Below are 18805 nucleotides of genomic sequence, written 5' to 3' on the forward strand. Positions count from 1 at the left end.
CGCGCATGACGTGGCGGACAGTGCCACGCCAGGGTGCAAGGCGGCGCAGTCTAATCAGGCATCAGGCCACCGGCAAGGCGACCTTCAGGTTATCGAGCAGGCGCGTACGGCCCAGGTGTGCGGCGACCAGAATCACCGCCTCGCGCGTGTCATCCTCGACCGGCCCCAGGTCAGCCGCGCGGCGCAGCTCGAGGTAGTCCGGCTTGAAGCCGCTCTCGCTGATGGCGGCCAGTGCCTCGCGCAGCGCCACATCACGCGTCACGCCCTGCTCAAGGCGAGCCTTCAGGGCGTCGAGGCACTGCTTGAGACGCGGCGCGATGGCGCGCTCCTGCGCACTCAGGTAGCCGTTGCGTGATGACAGCGCCAGCCCATCCTCGGCACGCACGATGGGCACACCGATGATCTCGATGCCGAAGTGCAGGTCGCGGTTGAGCTTGCGGATCACGGCCAGCTGCTGGAAGTCCTTCTCGCCGAAACAGGCGACTTCAGGGCGCACCAGATTGAACAGGATGCTGACGACGGTGGCGACGCCATCGAAGTGACCCGGACGGTTGCCGCCGCACAGGCCTTCGGAAACGCCCGGCACCTGCACGTTGCACAGTCCGTCGCGGCCCGTGGGGTAGAGTTCCGCCGTCGAGGGGGCGAACAACAGGTCACATCCTTCGGTGGCCAGCGCATTCTGGTCGGCCTCGAGGGTGCGCGGATAGCTGTCGAGGTCTTCGCCGGGGCCGAACTGCAGCGGGTTGACGAAGATGCTCGCGACGACCATGTCGGCGTGGCGGCGCGCTTCACGGACCAGCGACAGGTGGCCGGCATGCAGGTTGCCCATGGTCGGCACCAGCGCGATACGCAGGCCATCGCGGCGCGCCTGGGCGAGTTGCTCGCGCAGGACGTTGATCTGGGAGACGGTTTTCATCAGAAGCCGTGCTCCGGCGCCGGGAAGCTGCGCGTCTTGACCGCCTGGTGGTAGGCGGCGAAGGCTTCCTGCACGCTGCCGGCATCGCTCATGAAATTCTTGACGAAGCGCGGCTTGCGGCCGGGCGTCAGGTCGAGCATGTCGTGCATGACCAGAATCTGGCCATCGACATCCACGCCGGCGCCGATGCCGATCACCGGTACCTCGACGGCATCACGAATGCGCGCGGCCAGCTCGGACGGCACGCATTCGAGCAGGATGATCGCGGCGCCTGCGGCTTCCAGCGTGCGCGCATCGGCGATGATCTGTTCGGCGCGTGCCTCGTCGCGACCCTGCACCTTGTAGCCGCCGAAGGCATGCACGTGCTGTGGCGTCAGGCCCATGTGCACGCAGACCGGCACGCCACGCTGGACGAGCGCGGTGACGGCATCGGCCAGCCAGGCTTCGCCTTCGACCTTGACCATCTCGGCGCCGGCACGCATCAGACGCGCCGCATGGTCGAGCAGGATGTCGGTGCTGGCATTGCTCATGAAGGGCAGGTCGGCCATCAGCAGGCTACCTTGCTTGCCACGTGCCACGGCGGCGGTGTGGTAGCAGATGTCATCGATGGTGACGGGCAGGGTGCTGGTATGGCCCTGCAGGACCATGCCGAGAGAGTCGCCGACCAGCAGCACTTCAATGCCGGCATCGCTGGCAAGATGAGCAAAGGTGGCATCGTAGGCGGTGAGGCAACTGAACGTCTCACCATCGGCCTTGAGGCGGCGCAGGGTGCTCAGGGTGACGTTTTTCATCGGGACGCTTACTCGTTGCGGCGCGTATGACGCGGCTGCCCGTGGCGTCGAGCAGCCGCGATCGCGAGAAGGCCGCCGAGGGCGGACTGCGGGCGACACGGGCCGGTGTTACCAGAAAGTGTTACCGCACAGGCCAAAGTGGGCACGACGGTAACAAGATGGCGAAACTCTACTCCTGAGGTCCGAGGGGGAGCAAGTCATCGCCCTCAACTCGAGACGCCAGTGTTTCGAGATTCTCCTCGCCCAGCACGCTGAGGCGCTGCGGGCCCAGCAGGTCAGCCAACGGACGCATCACGAAACCACGTTTGAGCATTTCGCGATGGGGCACGACGAGACGCGGCGTAGAGATCCTGCTGTCATTGAAGAGCAGCAGGTCCAGATCCAGCGTGCGGGGGCCCCAGTGACGCAGCCGCACGCGGCGATGCTGCTGTTCAAGGGCTTGCAGTTGATCGAGCAGGGCGAGGGGAGACAGGCGGGTCGATAGCTCGGCGACGGCATTGACGAAGTCGGGCTGGTCCTGCGGGCCGACCGGCTTGCTGGCATACAGGCGAGAATGTCGCGTGCAGCGGGTCAGCGGCAGCCGGTCGAGAGCCTCAAGCGCGCGCTCCAGTTGAGCGCGCGGATCGTCAAGATTGGCACCGAGGCCAATCAAGGCTGTCGAAATCATGCGGAGTTCCTGCGTGGAGACGGCAGTGGCTCAGATGAGCCACTGCTCAGCCCTGGCCGCGACCATTGCGCCGACGCTTGCCGCGACGCTTGGTGCCGACCGGCTTGCTGCCGGCGGGGCCTTCATCGGAGACACCTTCGATCATCGTGACCTGGGTGCGAGCATCGACTTCCTGGAAGTCGGTCCACCACTTGCCCAGCCCCGGCTTCACTTCGCCGGCGAATTCGCGCAGCAGCAGGAAGTCGTAGGCGGCGCGGAAGCGCGGATGCTCGCGGGTCTGGAAGGCGCGTTTGCCACGGCGACGCGGCAACTTGGCCTGCATGTCCCAGATCTCGCGCATCGGAATGCTGAAGCGCTTCGGGATCGAGGTATGGTTGAGCTGGCGAGCGATCGCCTGCTGAGCCGCCTGGTGGGCTGCCGGAATATCGGGCATGCCACTGGCGATCAGCTGGTCGGTACGCGCCTTGACGCCCGGCCACAGCAGGGCGGCATACAGGAAGGCCGGCGTGACCGGCTTGTCTTCGCGGATGCGGTCGTCCGTGCTGGCCAGCGCCTTCTCGATCAGCGGCATGGACCAGTGATAATGCGCGAAGCTCTCTTCCGTCTCGGGGAACAGCATCTGGAACAGACCAAACTCACGCAGGAGATGGAAGGTTTCCAGTGCATAGCCGGACATGAACAGCTTGAGTACTTCCTCGAACATGCGCGCCGGCGGAATCTGCAGCAGCAGCGGGGCCAGTTCGTACATCGGTTCGGCCGTGGCCTCCTCGATGTCGAAGTCCAGCTTGCCGGCGAAGCGGACGGCACGCAGCATGCGCACCGGATCTTCGCGATAGCGTGTTTCCGGGTCGCCGATCAGGCGAATCATGCGCGCTTCGATATCGCGTACACCATTGGCCCAGTCGTGGATCGTGAAGTCGGACACGTCGTAATAGAGGGCATTGATCGTGAAGTCGCGGCGCAGCGCGTCCTCCTCGATGGAGCCGAAGACGTTGTCGCGCAGCAGCATGCCGTCTTCCGACTGCTGGGTATGCTGGCTGGGCGTGCTATCGGCCGGCTTGCCGCGGAAGGTGGTGACCTCGATCACCTCACGACCGAAGCGCACGTGCACGATACGGAAACGACGGCCGATGATGCGGGCATTGCGGAACAGCTCGCGGACCTGTTCCGGCGTGGCGTTGGTGGCCACGTCGAAGTCCTTGGGGCGTTGTCCGAGCAGGGCATCACGGATACAGCCACCGACCAGATAGGCCTGATATCCACCGCTTTGCAGGCGATAGAGTACCTTCAGCGCATTCTCGCTGAGCTGGCGGCGGGACACGGGATGCTCATCCCGCGGTATCACACGCAGGCTGGGCAATGGGGCCGCGGGCGCGTCAGTTGCATTGAAAAGCGTCTTCAAGCGGTCACCGGGGCGTTGTAGAAAGCGGGTAAATCCTTTGAGCATGCAGCGATTCGACTCGTGCGTGGCAGGCCGCCCAGTGTAGCCGAGGGCAGATATCTTGGCAAAGCGCCGGTCTGCCATCCAGGGGCCGACTCTGCACTTCAAGGCGTCTGACGAGGCGAAAATCACCTCTCAGACAAGGAAAAAGGGAGACCGATCACTCGGTCTCCCTTGCAGGTAGGGTACACGCATCCTTGAGCGGATGTTCTTTTTCGTGATGGCGCATCGCCCTGAATACGCACCACAGTCACAAATCAATGCAGACAGATCCTTCGTGTTGCAGATCATGTTGTTGTTGTCTGGCTGTCTGTTCGGTGACCATCTCGTATTCAAAACAATCTTCCATTCACCGACGGCTGAGTAGCCTCCCCCCGCGAGTTGTTGTTGTTTCGGGGGTGATCCGGGGTCGAGCCTGTTGTTCTTGTTGGTGCTCGAGGCCGGATTCGTCGCGTCCTGGTCAGTAGATTCCGGACTGCCGATATCTTGTTGTTGTTGGATCGGCGGATGATGAACTGCGGCCGTTTGTTCTTGTTTTGGCTCTTGCCTGTCACCACTCATGTAGTGAGGCATGCGGTTCATCATCAATGTCACGCGCTCGACGGGTATTGTTCTTGTTGGTGTCGAGGGTTTTCGAAGCATTGCGCGTTCTTGTTGTTGTTGGGCGCGCTTCGTATTTCCGGTTGTTCTTTTTCTTGACCGTGTTATTGCATCGGATGTGCCACAGCTTAAAAAAAACCAGCAATTCAGTCATTTAGACATAGGTCGCTGAGACGTGAGGTGTAGAGAGGTGCGAGGTGTTACCTGACGTGCCCATTGGTGCGCTGGATAGGGTCATGATTTGGGGTCGATGGTAACAATTGGTGCGAAGGTCTAACGAAGTGCCTTGCAAGCTAATGATTGAGCTGGGTTTTTTGCGAGTCATTCGACACTAAAGTCTAGCGATGCCCTCGATGATGCGGGGATCTCTGGCAGGCAAGGTGGCGCCGCAGGCGGGTTGCTCACTCGGGAGGGCACCTGCATGGTGCAGTAACTTCAGCGCAGTGATTTCAGCGCAGTAACTTCAGCGCAGTGACTTCTGTGCGCCAGCGTCAGTGCTCCAGCTTCATTGCGCCGACGTCAGTTTGCGGGAGAGCTGCGGCGGCCCTTGCGGCGTGGAATGCCCAGGCGCTGGCGTCGCTCCCAGAGGTTCTTGCGGCTGATGCCGAGGCGGCGTGCGAGCTCGGTCTCGCTCATGTGGTCCTGATGCTCGAGCACGAAGTGCTGGAAGTAGTCCTCCAGCGAGAGGTCTTCCTCCTCACCGGCATCGCCGACCACCGAGAGGCCGCTGCGTGGGGTGTCCGCAGGCGGTGGCTGGCCCATGTCCTGTTGGCCGGCCGCGGGTTGCCCTGTCACAGGCGCTGCGGCCGTCTCGGAACTTGCGTCCCTGGCGGCGCCTTTCACTGTGCCTTTCATCGACCCTTTCATCGCTCCTTTCGCCGCCCCTTTGCCCGCTGTCTTCGGCGCCTGAGCAGTGGATGGGGGCACCGGGTCTGCCGTTGCGGCGGGCGCTGCTTGAAGCGGCTGCCCTGAGGGCGTACGCAGGCCGAGGTCTTCCGGGGCGATGATGCGGCGCTCCGCCAGAATGACGCCCCGCTCGAGGGCGTTTTCCAGCTCACGGACATTGCCGGGCCAGGCGTAGTGATGGATTTCCTGTCGTGCCCGCTGAGAGAGCCGCATGCCGTCACGACCATGCTTGCGGGCGATGCCGGCCAGCAGATGTTCGGCCAGTTCCAGCACGTCATCGCCGCGTTCACGCAGGGGCGGCAGGTCGATCTCCATCACGTTCAAGCGGTAGTAGAGATCAAGGCGGAACTCGCCGCTGGCCGAGAGCTGATGCAGGTTGCGGTGGGTCGCGGCGATGAGGCGGATGTCGACGTAGCGCGTCTCGATCGCCCCCACGCGGCGAATCTCGCCCTCCTGCAGCACCCGCAGCAGACGTGCCTGGGCATCCAGCGGCAGTTCGCCGATCTCATCCAGGAACAGTGTGCCGCCGTCGGCGGCTTCGATCAGACCGGTGCGCGAGCTGGTGGCGCCGGTGAAAGCGCCTTTTTCATGGCCGAACAGCTCGGACTCGATCAATGTCTCGGGAATGGCGGCGCAGTTGACGCAGATCAGCGGTGCCTGATGGCGTTCACTCTGGCGGTGAATGGCGCGCGCGACCAGCTCCTTGCCGGTGCCGGACTCACCGAGTACCAGCACGGTGACATCGGCGGGCGCAACCTTGCGGATACGGGTATAGACCTGTTGCATGGCGCGACAGTGGCCAATCATCTCCACCGGTTTGTTGGCCGTGCCAGCATGCGCCTGGGGCGGAGGGGGCGCGGCACTCGGCACCCCCTGGCGTGGCAGCGACAGCGCATCGCGCACGCTGCGCGCGAAGGCCTGCTGATCGAACGGCTTGGGCAGATAGTCGGCTGCCCCTGCCTTCAGGCAGCCGATGGCGGCGTGCAGGCTGGGGTTGTCGGCCAGCAGCAGCACGGGAGTCGGCCGGCTGGCACGCAGGATCGGGTCGGCATGCTCTCCGGCCAGTTCGCTGTCGCAGATCACCAGCGCGAAGTCGGCAGGGTGCTGCAGACGGGCATCCTCCAGGCCGCTGGCCTGCACCACGTCGTGACCCTCGCGCTCCAGCAGATGCTGCAGCGTGTTGCGCGAAGCACCTTCCTTTTCGACGATCAGAATCCGGGCCATGGGGTGATGTCGCTCGCCTGAGGGTGTGCATGAGGGAATGACTGTCGTTCGAGTCTGTCCTGTTCCCACAGGGGAGGCAATCCGACAATCGTGGCTGTTGTCAGGCGTCCCGAGTGCATGGCGTGTCAGGTCTCAGCTGCCCTCAACTTCCCTCAGCTGCCCTCAGCGTTCCTTGCCATTGGAGCAGTGGCCGCACTGAGTGACGGCGCGGTGCCGACCGCTGCGAGTGACCAGCGAGGAGTGGCGTGGGCGAGTTGATCAGCGGGGCTGGCGGTCGCCAGTTCCGGTGGCGGCGCCTGACCGAGCAGCGTCAGGGTATGGTGCAGCAGTGTTCGAATCGCGCTGGCGTCTTCCGGCAGGGCCGGTGCCAGATTCTGCTTGGAGAGCTTCTGGCCATTGTCGGCGGTGATCAGTGGCAGGTGCGTCAGGCGGGGCATCGGCAGGTCGAGCGCGGCCTGCAGCAGGCGTTGCCAGGGGCTGTTGTCGAGCAGATCGAGCCCGCGCACGACGTCGGTGATGCCCTGCTCGGCGTCATCCACCACCACGGCCAGCTGATAGGCCCACAGGCCATCGCGTCGCTTGAGCACCACATCGCCGAGCGTGGCGAGATCCAGCTGGACCGCGCCCTGCAGGCGGTCCTGCCAGCCAGCGATGGCCCGGGCGCCGCCGAAGCGCTCTGCCGCACGCACATCCAGCCGCCAGGCATGCTCGCCCGTGGGAGGCTCAGCTCGCTCACGGCACCAGCCGGGGTAGATGGCATGCTCGCGCCACTGCTTGCGCGAGCAGTCACACGGGTAGGCGATACCACTGGCCTTGAGTTGCTCCAGCGCCTCGGCGTAGGCGGCGTGACGCTGGCTCTGGTAGCGGAGCTCGCCATCGCGCTGCAGGCCGAAGGCATCCAGCTGGCGCAGGATGGTATCGGCGCTCCCGGCGGGGCAGCGTGGCGGGTCGATATCCTCGATACGCACCAGCCACTCGCCGCCGTGATGGCGGGCATCGAGATAGCTGGCGACGGCGGCCAGCAGTGAGCCGGCATGCAGCGGACCGGAAGGGGTAGGGGCAAAGCGGCCACGGTAGGCGGTAGGCATGTGGGCTCCGTCATCCTTCGTGGTGGGGAATTCGCAGGCAGCAGGGCCTGAACGCATACGGGCACCGCTCCGAGGAGGGTGCCCGTATGGGGGATGAGGGCGACGGCCTGACGTCGCTTCATCGACAGCAGGGCTTAGCGGCCCAGCTGCTTTTCCTTCAACTCGGCCAGCGTCTTGCAGTCGACACACTGGGTAGCGGTCGGACGTGCTTCCAGACGACGAATGCCGATCTCGACGCCGCAGGCTTCGCAGAAGCCGTAGTCGTCTTCATCGATGTTCTCGATGGTCTCGTTGATCTTCTTCAGCAGCTTGCGCTCGCGATCACGTGTTCTCAGTTCGAGGCTGAAGCCTTCTTCCTGAGTGGCACGGTCTGCAGGGTCCGCGTAGTTGTTGGCATCTTCCTGCAAGTGACGCACGGTGCGATCGACCTCTTCCATCAGCTCCTGTTTCCAGTCCAGCAGGATCTGACGGAAGTGCGCTAGCTGCTTCTCGTTCATGTACTCTTCACCCGCTGCCGGCTCATACGGGGTGAATTTCTTAAGCGCTTCCGGCTTGGTTTCAGCTAAGGGCATGGGACCGCCTCATTCCGCAAGGTGACTTGGGCCGTCGACAGTCTGTTGCACTGCCTCCTTGGCCACGGCGAGGGGGCTGTCCTGACTGCTGCCCTCGCGAGAAGATCAGCTTATTTAGCGTAAAAATGACAAGTTTGCAACCGATCTCCGACGATAGTTTGTAGCGAGCAGTGGTCCGGCGTGTACCGGCAAACACCGATTTTCCTGCACGAAGGGGCTGGGAATGGGCCTTGGCAGGCGCCTAGAATGAAGCTCCCATCCTGAGGAGTGTTGTCATGCCGTTTGCCCGCCGTCTTGAATCCGTCGCTGCCTTTCGCGTGATGACGCTGCTGGAAGCCGCCCAGGCACGCGAGGCCGCGGGCCATGACGTCATTCATCTGGAAGTGGGTGAGCCCGACTTCCCGACCCCCGCGCCGGTGATCGCCGCCGGGCAGGCGGCGCTGGCGGCCGGTCAGACGCGCTACACCCCTGCCTGCGGCCTGCCCGCCCTGCGCGAGGCCATCGCGGCAGACTATCAGCGTCGCCACGGCGTCACGGTGTCTCCCTCCCGTATCATCATCACGCCCGGCGCCTCCGGTGCCTTGCTGCTGGCCACATTGCTGTGCGCCGAACGTGGCGACAGCGTGTTGATGGCTGACCCGACCTACCCCTGCAATCGCCACTTCATGGGCCTGGTGGATGCCCAGCTGGATGTGGTGCCCGTCAACGCCGAGAGTGGCTGGCAGCTGACCGCCGAACTTGCCGATGATTTCTGGCGCGAGAACACGCGGGCCGTGATGGTGGCATCGCCCTCCAATCCCACCGGACACGTGCTGTCGCCCGAGGAATTGAAGGCGCTGGGCGAGCTGTGCCAGTCGCGTGATGCACACCTGCTGGTGGATGAGATCTATCAGGGGCTGACCTATGGCGTGCCTGCGCACACCGCACTGGCGGAGTGCCCCGATGCCTTCGTCATCAACAGCTTCTCGAAATACTTCGGCATGACGGGCTGGCGGCTGGGCTGGCTGGTGGCGCCGGAAGCCGCGGTCGAGCCATTGTCACGCCTGGCGCAGAATGTCTTCCTGGCTGCCTCGACGCCTGCCCAGCATGCGGCGCTGGCGGCCTTCACGCCGGAATGCGAAGCAGAGCTCGAGCGTCGTCGGCAGGTGCTCGAAGCCCGCCGTGGCGTGCTGCTGGCCGGGCTCGAACGCCTGGGGCTGGCGCCGTCAGTGCCGCCGCAGGGCGCCTTCTACGTCTGGCTGGATATCTCGCATCTGAGTGATGACAGCGAGGCCTTCTGCCGCGCACTGCTGGAAGAAGAGAATGTCGCCATCACGCCGGGCACGGACTTCGCGCTGGCTGAAGGGCGTCGCCATGTGCGTATCGCCTTCACCGCCGATGAGGCGCGTCTGCGCGAGGCACTGGCCCGCATGGAGCGCTTCCTTGAGCGGCGTGCCACTCAGGCGGGAGTGTCGGCTTGATGGTGCTTGAGGGGCTGTATCGTGGTCGTCTGATCCGTCGCTACAAGCGCTTCTTCGCCGAGGTGGAGCTGCTCGAGGGTGAGCGGGCCGGTGAAGTGGTGACGGCGCATTGCCCGAATACCGGCTCGATGCGCGCAGTATGCGTTGAAGGTTGTGAGGTATGGCTGTCGCCCTCCGATAACCCCAAGCGCAAGCTCGCCTGGACCTGGGAGCTGATTCGCCTGCCCCTGGACCCACCCGGCGCTGACGGCCGGCGTGAGGCCTTGGTGGCGGTGCATACCGGACGTGCCAATGCCCATGTCGAGGCGGCGTTGCAGCAGGCCAGCGTCAGCGTGCTGCACGACATGGGGCTTGCCGACTTTGCGCGCCTCAAGCGCGAGTCGCGTGTCGAGGTCCTGCTACCGGGCAATGACACGCCGGAGCGCTCACGGCTCGATTTCCAGATGTGGCCGAAGGAGGAGGGGGCGGCCTCGATCTATCTGGAGGTCAAGCAACTGACGCTGCGTGAATCCGACGGTCACGGCTATTTCCCGGACTCGGTGAGTACGCGTGCACAGCGTCATCTGGCCAGCCTCGCGGCGCTGGTCGCAGCAGGCCACCGCTGCGTGCTGGTGTTCTGCGTCGCCCATGACGGGGTCGAGGATGTCGCACCGGCGGCGCATCTCGACCCGGCCTATGCGCAGGCCTTTGCCCGGGCGCAGGCCGCCGGTGTCGAGGTAGTGGCGCTGGGCATGCAGATCACGCTCGAGGAGTCTCTTTCGGACGCGGGTCAGCCGCTGTGGCGAGCAAGACTGGGCCTGACGCGCGCGCTGCCACTGCATGACGCGCGCTTTGCTGGCTGAGCAGGTTTCTGGCGCTCAGCCTGTCAGTCAGCGCTCGTCTCTCTCTGTAATCTCTCTATCATCTCTCCCTCATTTCTCCCTCATTTCTCCCTCACTTCTCCACCGCTGCCTGCAGCCTCCCACAGCAGCAGCTGTGCTGGCGAGGCGTCGTTGTGCACCAGCTCAACGTCCAGCGCGGTCAAGCGTTGGCCGACGCAGGGTCCGCTGATGCAGGTGCCGTGATGCGGTTCGAAACAGGCCTGATGGCGGTGGCAGAGGATCAGGCCGCCGGTCGCGTCCATGTAGGGATCGCCAGTCTCGTCTTCGGTCAGCATTCGGCTGCCCTGGTGCGGGCAGCGGTCGAGGAAGGCGCGCGGGCCGTCGGATTGCATCACCAGCAAGGCCGGACGGCCATCATCGAGTGTCAGTGCCATGCTGCGGCCGATGGGCAGTGATGGCAGCGGCAGTCTCAAGCACAGCCTGGATGAGGGCCCTTGGGGGAGTGTTGGTGGCCTTTCGGACATGAGGGGGCTCGCATCGGGTATCATGGCAGCGTTGGCACGCTCTCTTGTGGTCTTTTACCGTGTCTTGCCGCTTCCTTCCATGCCGGGTCATCTTCATGTCGCTATTTCGCCGCTCGATCACTTCCAGCTTCCGCTCCAGCAACGAATCCGAGACGCCTGAACGCACGGCCGGGGTGAGTCGTCGCCAGTTGCTGGCCGGCATGGTCGCCTCGGCGGGCGGGCTTTCCGTGCTGGGCACGGCACTGTCCAGCCCGCTCGCACAGGCCGCTCAGCCAGCCAACGGGCCGTTGCCACCGCTGCCGGCCTGGCATGACCCCAAGGCGTCCCATCCGTTGTTGGGCAGCATTCTGGTCGCGGAGGGCAACCGTCGTCTGTCGCCAGCGGCGCTGGTCGATTGGAGTCAGGCGCACTCGATGGTGCTGCTGGGCGAGCATCATGACAATCCGGACCATCACCAGCTGGAACGCTGGTTGATCGATGCGCTGGTCGCGCGGCGTCAGCTGGGTGGTGTGGCGCTGGAGATGCTGGACACGACCCAGGATGCCGCCTTGTCGCTGGCCAATCGTACGTCGCTTGCGGTCGCCGGATTGCCGGATGACGAGCTTCAGCAGTTGCTGGCCTGGAATGCGCGCTGGCCCTTCACCGACTACGCCCCCCTGCTGCGCGGAGCGCTGGACAGTGGCGCGCCACTGGCCTCTGCCAGCCTGTCGGCGGCACAGCTGGAGGCCAGCATGGCACCGGGACAGTCGCCGCTGGCGCTGCCGGAAGCGGTACTGCGCCTGCAGCGTGAGGCACTGGATGAAGGCCATTGCGGCCTGCTGGGCGCAGAGCGCCTGGATGCGATGTTGCGTGCACAGCTGGCGCGTGATCAGCAGATGGCAGAACGCCTGGAGGGCCTGACGGCCGACGGCGCCACCAGCCTGCTGGTGTGTGGCTCCGGCCATGCCCGTCGCGATATCGGCGTGCCGCGCTGGCTGGACGGCAGCACGCTGTCCGTGGCGCTGATGCCGGTGGCCTGGGATGACGCGGGCCAACCGCTGACACATCTCACCGATTATCTGCCCGAAAGCGCCGGTGCGGCGCCGGCCTATGATCTGGTGTGGTTCACGCCGGCGACGGCGCCAGTCGCGGATGCCTGCGAGGGTCTGCGTGAAACAGTGGAGGCGACCGTCAGCTAGCGGCCAGTCAGCGCCTGGAAGTCAGCTACACAACAGCGGCCTGAATTGCCGGCATGAAAAAAGGCACCTCTCGGAGGTGCCTTTTTCGTTGGTGCGACCTGCGTGGCGCGACCTGCGAGGCGCGACCTGAAGAGCGCCGCGATCAGGCGTTCTTGAGATCCGACGCGCTATCGGCACGCCGACGCGGTGCCTTCTGCGGCGTCTCGTCGTTGTGACTGTCGTTATGGCTATCGTTGCTGCCGGCCTGCTCACGGAAGCGGTCTTCAATATAGGTGATGCGCGTGCGGCCGTGGGGCACCGGCTTGAAGTCGGCATCGACGCTGACCAGCACGATGCGGTCGATGGTCAGGATGCGCTCGCGGGTGATCTTGTTGCGGATCTCGACGCACAGCGAGATCGAGGTGCGACCGAAGGCGCTGGCGGTGATGCCCAGTTCGATGATGTCGCCCTGACGCGCGCTGGAGACGAAGTTGATCTCCGACATGAACTTGGTGACCACGCGCGAGGTGCCCAGCTGGACGATGGCGTAGATGGCCGCTTCTTCATCGATCCAGGCCAGCAGGCGTCCACCGAACAGGGTGCCGTTGGGGTTGAGATCTTCAGGCTTGACCCACTTGCGGGTATGGAAGTTCATGCACTCTCTCCTCGGGATGCCGGCGCACCTCACCGGAAGTGCGTGCCGTGATCCTCAGCTGCGTTTACCCCGAAAGTATATAGACTTTAGTTGCGACTGTCTGTGCATGGCCCGGATAGCGCAGCGCTATCGCGGCGCGGAAGAATCGGTAGCGTCATGACGCGAAACGGCCGACAGGCGTGTCCTGTCGGCCGTTTTCTTGCGGTGCCTGGCGCTTGGTCTGTGGCGACTGCTGTAGGGCGCCTGAACTCAGCGCTGGTCGGGCGGGCAGTTGTCGCGGCAGACGCGGAAGATGGCCACTTCCCCGAACAGGTTCGGCCACCAGGTCGCCGCCGGGTGTGGCTCGTGATCGCCATTGCCGACCGCGCGATCGATGATCTTGAGACCCTGGGCGCGACACAGGCGCTCGAAGTCCGCGAAGGTCGACAGGTGGATGTTCGGCGTGTCGTACCAGGCGTGAGGCAGCGACTTGGAGACCGGCATGCGCCCCTTCATGCCCAGGTGCAGGCGGTGACGCCAGTAGGCGAAGTTGGGGAAGGTGATGATGGCCTCACGCGAGACGCGCATCATCTCCTCCAGCGCACGGTCCGGGCGACGCAGTACCTGCAATGCCTGGGACATCACCACGCGATCGAAGGTGTCGTCGGCGAAGTTGGCCAGGCCATCATCGACATTCTGCTCGATGACGTTCACGCCACGGGCGATACAGGCACTGATGTTGTCGGGGTCGATCTCCAGGCCATAGCCGAAGACCTGCTTGGTCTCCTTGAGGGAGGCCAGCAGGGTGCCGTCACCGCAGGCGAGGTCCAGCACGCGCGCGCCTTCGGGAATCCAGTCATGAATCTGGGCGAGGTCGTTACGCATGGCTGGTCTCCTTGGTGCTCGGCTTTTGCGTGGCTGGCGCGCCACAGGCGTGGTCGTAAGCGCGAGTCAGGAAGTTGCCCAGCACCGTCTCGTAGCGTTCGCCCGGCAGCAGGAAGGCATCATGGCCGTGCGGCGAATCGATGTTGGCGTAGCTGACCGACTTGCCGGCATGGATCATGGCATTGACCAGCTCGCGAGAGCGTGACGGCGCGAAGCGCCAGTCGGTGGTGAAGCTGACTACCAGTACCGGGCAGCTGATCGGCGCCATGGCCGCGGACAGGTCATCGCCTGCCGTGGCGGCAGGATCGAAGTAGTCGAGCGCCTTGGTCATCAGCAGGTAGGTATTGGCATCGAAGGCGGTGGAGAAGGTATCGCCCTGGTGGCGCAGATAGCTCTCGACCTGGAAGTCGACGTCGTAACCGAAGTTGAGGCGGTCCTGACGCAGATCACGCCCGAACTTGGTGCCCATCGAATGCTCGGAAAGATAGGTGATGTGACCGACCATGCGCGCCAGCTTGAGGCCGCGCTTGGGCACGGCATCGACACGCGAGTACCAGCCGTCATGGAATTCCGGGTCAGAGCGAATCGCCTGACGCGCGACTTCATTGAAGGCGATGTTCTGCGCCGAGAGTTTCGGCGTGCAGGCGATGATGGCGACGTGACCGACGCGATCAGGGTGGTCCATCACCCACTGCAGCGCCTGCATGCCACCCAGCGAGCCACCGACCACCGCCGCGAAGCGGGTGATGCCGAGAGACTCGGCGAGGCGCTTCTGGCTCTCGACCCAGTCCGGCACGGTCACCAATGGGAAGTCAGGCCCCCATTGCTCGCCCGTCTCCGGGTTGATCGAGGTCGGGCCGGTACTGCCGTGGCAGCCGCCGATGTTGTTCAGCGCGATGACGAAGAAGCGCGAGGTATCAATGGGCTTGCCGGGGCCGATGTAGTCGTCCCACCAGCCAGGCTTGCGGTCGCTCATGGCGTGATAGCCGGCCGCATGATGGTGGCCGGTGAGGGCATGACAGATCAGGATGGCGTTGCTGGCGTCCGCGTTCAGCTCGCCGTAGGTCTCGTAGACCAGCGAGTACTGCTCGAGGCGTCTGCCGCAGGCCAGCTCCAGCGGGGTATTGAAGTGGGCAGTCTGAGGCGTGACGAGACCGACCGAATCCGGGGGCAGGGAATCAGGCATCGTGGTGAAGGTTTCCAGCATCATGTCCAGCAGAGTGTTCGGGGCAAGGCCCGTGTCCGGGGCGCGAAGCCGCGGTGATGCGCCTTGTGGGCGTCTCGTGCACCGTGGTTCTGGCTTCGGCCGAGGGCTCACTCTAGCACAGCGTGCGCACGCGTGATCCAGTGACGCGCGATGCAAGAGCGCCCGCCACGGGAGTCCGTGGCGGGCGCTGATCTCGTCGGCCTGTGCGCTGGGCGCATGCGAGCCAACCTTGCTGGCGGAGCGCCGGCTTAACTGAAGGCGCTGCGCAGCATGCCCAGTGACGGCAGGGTCTGGTTGATCAGGCTGCCGACCAGGTTGAGCGCGATGAACACGAAGATCGGAGACAGATCGAGCATGCCGATCGACGGGATCACCTTGCGCACCGGCTTCATGATCGGATCGACCAGCTGGTGAACCAGGATGGCGCCCGGGTGATTGGCCTGCGGTGCGACCCACGACAGGATGATCATCGCGATCAGGGCGAAGAAGTAGATGTTGATGATGCTGTCGAGAATGGTGCCCAGCGCCGTCAACGCGATGAAACCGACCGGCAGCATGCCGCCACCGAACAGGGCGCCGATCGCGACCAGTACCAGACTGACGACGATGAAGGCCGCGGCCAGGGTGGCGATGTCGAAGCGACCCAGCGGGCGCAGGATGCCCTGCAGCGGGGCCACCAGCGGGTTGGTCGCCTTGACCACTGACTGGGTGACCGGGTTGTAGAAGTCCGCGCGGGACAGCTGCAGCAGGAAGCGCAGCATCAGGATGTAGACAAACAGTTGCAGCAGGATGGTGACCAGCTGAAGTCCGATATTACCCATAGCACCCATGGGGCTTTCCTTAAGACGGTGAGAAGTGGGCGCGCGATAGTGCACGCGTCATGCCGCTAGCATGCCAACAACAGATGAACAGCGCATGATGGCCTGTTGTGACCCGGGCTGCCAGCGGCCTGCAGGAGTTGTCAGTGGGGCAGAGGCTGTCAGCGATCCAGCTCGCGGGCAAGCTCGGCGGCGCGCACGCTGGAGGCCTTGGCGGCGCGCTCGACGATATCGCGCAGGCCATCCTCCTCGAAGCTGTTGATGGCGCGCTCCGTGGTGCCGTTCGGCGAGCACACGCGGCGGCGCAGCTCGGCAGGCTCATGCTCGCTGGAGAAGGCCATCTCGGCGGCACCGCGGGCGGTCTGGATCGCCAGGCGGCGCGCGGTCTCGGCGTTCAGTCCCAGCTCGATGCCTGCCGCTTCGAGTGACTCGATGAACAGGAAGAAGTAGGCCGGGCCGGAACCGGAAATGCCGGTGACGGCTTCCAGCAGACCTTCTTCCTCGACCCACTCGACGATACCGACCGCAGTCAGCATCTCATCCATCAAGCCGCGTTGCTCCTCCGTCACCTGGGCGGTGGCATAGAGGCCGCTGGCACCGACACCGACCAGTGACGGCGTGTTGGGCATGCAGCGGATGATGGCGAGGTCGCCGCCCAGCCAGCGCTCGAGGCTGTCGCAGGTGATGCCTGCCGCGACCGAGACGATCAGCGGCTTGCGGTTCTGCACCGCAGGGGTCAGCGCCTGGCAGACGTCATGCATCATCTGCGGCTTGACGCCCAGCACCACGACATCGGCTTGCGAGACGGCGTAGGCGTTGTCCTGGGTCGTGCTCACGCCGTAGCGCTGCTCGAGGGCATCGAGTGTCTCGCGCGAGCGAGCCGTGGCGATGATGCGGTCCGCGGGATAGCCGGCATCGACCATGCCGCCGAAGATGGCACTGGCCATGTTGCCGGCGCCGATGAAGGCGATGGTGCGCGGTGTAGCGGTGCTCTGGTGCGTCATGCGGTGCTCCTGATCATTCAGTGGGAGGGCTGGCGGCAAGCTCGAGAGCCTTGCGTGAGCGTTGGGCTTGCATCAGCGAGCGTTGGACTCAGTGGACGTGGGAATAGTCACGTGCGCCGAAGATGGCAGTGCCGAGGCGTACCAGTGTCGCACCTTCGGCGACGGCGGCCTCAAGATCCGCGCTCATGCCCATCGAGAGCGTATCGAGCCGGGCCTGCGGGTAGCTGGCGGCGGGGAAGCGTGCCTGCAGTTGCTCCAACAGCTCGCGCAGCTGGCGGAAGGGTGCGTGACGCTCGGCATCACTGGCATCGGCGGCGCAGGGGGCCGGAATCGCCATCAGGCCGCGCAGGCGCAGCCCGGGCAGCGCGATCACCGTCTCGGCCAGTGCCAGCAGTTCCTGCGGTGCCACGCCAGCCTTGGAGGCTTCGCCGGAGATGTTGACCTGCAGGCAGACATCGAGCGCGCCAAGCTCACCGGGGCGCTGCTCACTCAGGCGGCGTGCGATCTTCTCGCGTTCCACGGTATGCACCCAGGCGAAGTGCTCGGCAATGGCGCGCGTCTTGTTGGACTGGATGGGGCCGATGAAATGCCATTCGATATCGGTGAGGTCCGACAGCGCCTGCTGCTTGTCCAGCGCTTCCTGCAGGTAGTTCTCGCCAAAGGCCCGCTGGCCGGATTGCCAGGCTGCGCGCACCAGCGTGGCGGGTTTGGTCTTGCTGACGGCCAGCACTTGCGCCGAATCAGCGTTGCGTTTACTTGTCTGCAATGCCTTTTCCAGCCGCGCGCGGGCCTCTAGGATACACTGGGTAACACAAGCTTCGTCGTCGGGGACTGCGGTCATGCGGCTCGGCTCCAGAATTTGCGGAACAACCTGGCGATGGCTGGCACGGTATCAGGCGTGTCATCAACAGCATGAGCGTGACAGGCCTGGTGACATGGTGCCCATCGCACTATCTACTGAAGAGTCACTTCACACTTTCACCAGAGTACACAAGACTCGTTGGTACAAGAGCTTCGGTCTTCGCGAGGGAACTGCATGGATATTACCGAACTGCTAGCTTTTTCGGCAAAACAGAACGCGTCGGATCTTCACCTGTCCGCTGGTTTGCCACCGATGATTCGTGTCGACGGTGATGTGCGGCGCATCAATGTGCCGTCAATGGATGACAAGCAGGTGCGTGCGCTGATCTACGAGATCATGAACGACAAGCAGCGCCGTGACTTCGAGGAATTCCTCGAGACCGATTTCTCCTTCGAGGTGCCGGGCGTATCACGCTTTCGTGTCAACGCCTTCCATCAGGGGCGCGGCGCGGGGGCCGTCTTCCGTACCATCCCCTCGGAAGTGCTGACGATGGAGGATCTGGGGCTCGGTGAAGCCTTCCGCAAGATGTGCATGCTGCCGCGCGGCCTGATCCTTGTCACCGGGCCGACCGGCTCCGGTAAATCCACCACGCTGGCGGCGATGGTCGATTACATCAACGAGAACAAGTACGACCACATCCTCACCATCGAGGACCCGGTGGAATTCGTGCACCAGTCCAAGCGGTGTCTGGTCAACCAGCGTGAAGTGCACCGTGATACCCACGGCTTCGCGCCCGCGCTGCGCTCGGCGCTGCGTGAAGACCCGGATGTCATTCTGGTCGGCGAGCTGCGAGATCTCGAGACCATCCGCCTGGCGCTGACCGCGGCCGAGACGGGCCACCTGGTGTTCGGCACCCTGCACACCACCTCCGCGACCAAGACCGTCGACCGTATCATCGACGTCTTCCCCGGCGAGGAGAAGTCGATGGTGCGCTCGATGCTGTCCGAGTCCCTGCAGGGCGTCATCGCCCAGACACTGCTCAAGAAGATCGGCGGTGGCCGGGTGGCGGCTCACGAGATCATGATCGCGACGCCTGCCATTCGTAACCTGATCCGCGAGGACAAGGTGGCGCAGATGTATTCCTCCATCCAGACCGGTGGCGCCCTGGGCATGCAGACACTGGATGCAGCGCTGACGCGTCTGTTGGCGGAAGGGCTGGTGACCAATGAAGATGCTCAGGCGAAAGCCAAGGGCTTGTTGAGCTGAATTCGCCAGGAGGGCCGACAAT

General features: G+C 64.3%; 19 protein-coding genes. 4 read left to right on the forward strand and 15 right to left on the reverse strand.

Going from position 1 to position 18805, the window contains the following annotated elements:
• Nucleotides 1–61: 61 nt before the first annotated feature.
• From panC to dksA, 8 genes are all read right to left on the reverse strand, one after another.
• The gene (gene panC, locus R1T44_RS02395) at nt 62–916 is read right to left on the reverse strand and encodes a pantoate--beta-alanine ligase (protein ID WP_317292497.1); all 855 of its coding nucleotides are present in this window, start codon (nt 914–916) and stop codon (nt 62–64) included.
• Nucleotides 916–1707 carry a 3-methyl-2-oxobutanoate hydroxymethyltransferase gene (gene panB / locus R1T44_RS02400; RefSeq protein ID WP_054556449.1) on the reverse strand — a complete coding sequence of 264 codons (792 nt, stop codon included), beginning with the start codon at nt 1705–1707 and terminating at the stop codon, nt 916–918. The genes panC and panB overlap by 1 nt, the downstream gene beginning before the upstream one ends.
• A 169-nt stretch (nt 1708–1876) precedes the next feature.
• On the reverse strand, nt 1877–2374 hold the full coding sequence (folK, locus tag R1T44_RS02405; protein ID WP_043333416.1) for a 2-amino-4-hydroxy-6-hydroxymethyldihydropteridine diphosphokinase: 498 nt from the start codon (nt 2372–2374) through the stop codon (nt 1877–1879).
• 46 nt (nt 2375–2420) lie between these two features.
• On the reverse strand, nt 2421–3821 hold the full coding sequence (gene pcnB, locus R1T44_RS02410) for a polynucleotide adenylyltransferase PcnB (protein ID WP_043333418.1): 1401 nt from the start codon (nt 3819–3821) through the stop codon (nt 2421–2423).
• A 129-nt stretch (nt 3822–3950) separates the two neighbouring features.
• Nucleotides 3951–4457, reverse strand: a complete 507-nt coding sequence (locus R1T44_RS02415) for a hypothetical protein (RefSeq protein WP_152965404.1) — start codon at nt 4455–4457, stop codon at nt 3951–3953.
• A gap of 477 nt (nt 4458–4934) precedes the next feature.
• Nucleotides 4935–6545 carry a sigma 54-interacting transcriptional regulator gene (locus tag R1T44_RS02420; RefSeq protein WP_317292498.1) on the reverse strand — a complete coding sequence of 537 codons (1611 nt, stop codon included), beginning with the start codon at nt 6543–6545 and terminating at the stop codon, nt 4935–4937.
• 152 nt (nt 6546–6697) lie between these two features.
• A complete protein-coding gene (gluQRS, locus tag R1T44_RS02425) occupies nt 6698–7633 on the reverse strand; it encodes a tRNA glutamyl-Q(34) synthetase GluQRS (protein ID WP_317292499.1) in 936 nt (311 codons plus the stop codon).
• A 134-nt stretch (nt 7634–7767) separates the two neighbouring features.
• Nucleotides 7768–8205: an RNA polymerase-binding protein DksA gene (gene dksA / locus R1T44_RS02430; protein ID WP_043333424.1), complete on the reverse strand. Its 438-nt coding sequence runs from the start codon at nt 8203–8205 to the stop codon at nt 7768–7770.
• A 275-nt stretch (nt 8206–8480) separates the two neighbouring features.
• Between dksA and R1T44_RS02435 the strand changes: the two genes are divergently transcribed.
• Nucleotides 8481–9665: an aminotransferase class I/II-fold pyridoxal phosphate-dependent enzyme gene (locus R1T44_RS02435; protein ID WP_215823707.1), complete on the forward strand. Its 1185-nt coding sequence runs from the start codon at nt 8481–8483 to the stop codon at nt 9663–9665.
• A complete protein-coding gene (gene sfsA / locus R1T44_RS02440) occupies nt 9665–10507 on the forward strand; it encodes a DNA/RNA nuclease SfsA (RefSeq protein WP_317292909.1) in 843 nt (280 codons plus the stop codon). Before R1T44_RS02435 ends, sfsA begins: the two co-directional genes overlap by 1 nt.
• Before the next feature lie 80 nt (nt 10508–10587).
• Here the strand turns inward: sfsA and R1T44_RS02445 are convergent, their stop codons facing one another.
• Nucleotides 10588–10959 carry a Rieske (2Fe-2S) protein gene (locus tag R1T44_RS02445; protein WP_317292500.1) on the reverse strand — a complete coding sequence of 124 codons (372 nt, stop codon included), beginning with the start codon at nt 10957–10959 and terminating at the stop codon, nt 10588–10590.
• 146 nt (nt 10960–11105) lie between these two features.
• Between R1T44_RS02445 and R1T44_RS02450 the strand changes: the two genes are divergently transcribed.
• Entirely contained in the window at nt 11106–12188 is a 1083-nt protein-coding gene (locus R1T44_RS02450) for a ChaN family lipoprotein (protein ID WP_317292501.1), read from the forward strand.
• Nucleotides 12189–12330: 142 nt separating this feature from the next.
• Here R1T44_RS02450 and R1T44_RS02455 read toward each other — a convergent pair whose 3' ends face one another.
• The 6 genes from R1T44_RS02455 to R1T44_RS02480 form a co-directional block, all read right to left on the reverse strand.
• On the reverse strand, nt 12331–12822 hold the full coding sequence (locus tag R1T44_RS02455) for an acyl-CoA thioesterase (RefSeq protein ID WP_279836961.1): 492 nt from the start codon (nt 12820–12822) through the stop codon (nt 12331–12333).
• 249 nt (nt 12823–13071) lie between these two features.
• Nucleotides 13072–13686 (reverse strand): methionine biosynthesis protein MetW, encoded by a 615-nt coding sequence (gene metW, locus R1T44_RS02460; RefSeq protein ID WP_213114186.1) that lies wholly within the window; start codon nt 13684–13686, stop codon nt 13072–13074.
• Nucleotides 13679–14872, reverse strand: a complete 1194-nt coding sequence (metX, locus tag R1T44_RS02465; RefSeq protein WP_213114187.1) for a homoserine O-succinyltransferase MetX — start codon at nt 14870–14872, stop codon at nt 13679–13681. The genes metW and metX overlap by 8 nt, the downstream gene beginning before the upstream one ends.
• Nucleotides 14873–15141: 269 nt before the next feature.
• On the reverse strand, nt 15142–15723 hold the full coding sequence (locus R1T44_RS02470; protein WP_043333437.1) for a YggT family protein: 582 nt from the start codon (nt 15721–15723) through the stop codon (nt 15142–15144).
• A gap of 149 nt (nt 15724–15872) precedes the next feature.
• The gene (proC, locus tag R1T44_RS02475) at nt 15873–16715 is read right to left on the reverse strand and encodes a pyrroline-5-carboxylate reductase (protein ID WP_043333440.1); all 843 of its coding nucleotides are present in this window, start codon (nt 16713–16715) and stop codon (nt 15873–15875) included.
• A gap of 88 nt (nt 16716–16803) precedes the next feature.
• The gene (locus R1T44_RS02480) at nt 16804–17556 is read right to left on the reverse strand and encodes a YggS family pyridoxal phosphate-dependent enzyme (RefSeq protein WP_288987296.1); all 753 of its coding nucleotides are present in this window, start codon (nt 17554–17556) and stop codon (nt 16804–16806) included.
• Nucleotides 17557–17751: 195 nt separating this feature from the next.
• On the opposite strand from R1T44_RS02480, the gene R1T44_RS02485 reads away from it, so the two are divergent.
• Nucleotides 17752–18783, forward strand: coding sequence for a type IV pilus twitching motility protein PilT (locus R1T44_RS02485; RefSeq protein WP_043333445.1), 1032 nt, complete (start codon nt 17752–17754; stop codon nt 18781–18783).
• Nucleotides 18784–18805 lie beyond the last annotated feature (22 nt).

Origin of the sequence: Cobetia amphilecti (assembly GCF_032923285.1) — a bacterium.
Classification (GTDB): domain Bacteria; phylum Pseudomonadota; class Gammaproteobacteria; order Pseudomonadales; family Halomonadaceae; genus Cobetia; species Cobetia amphilecti.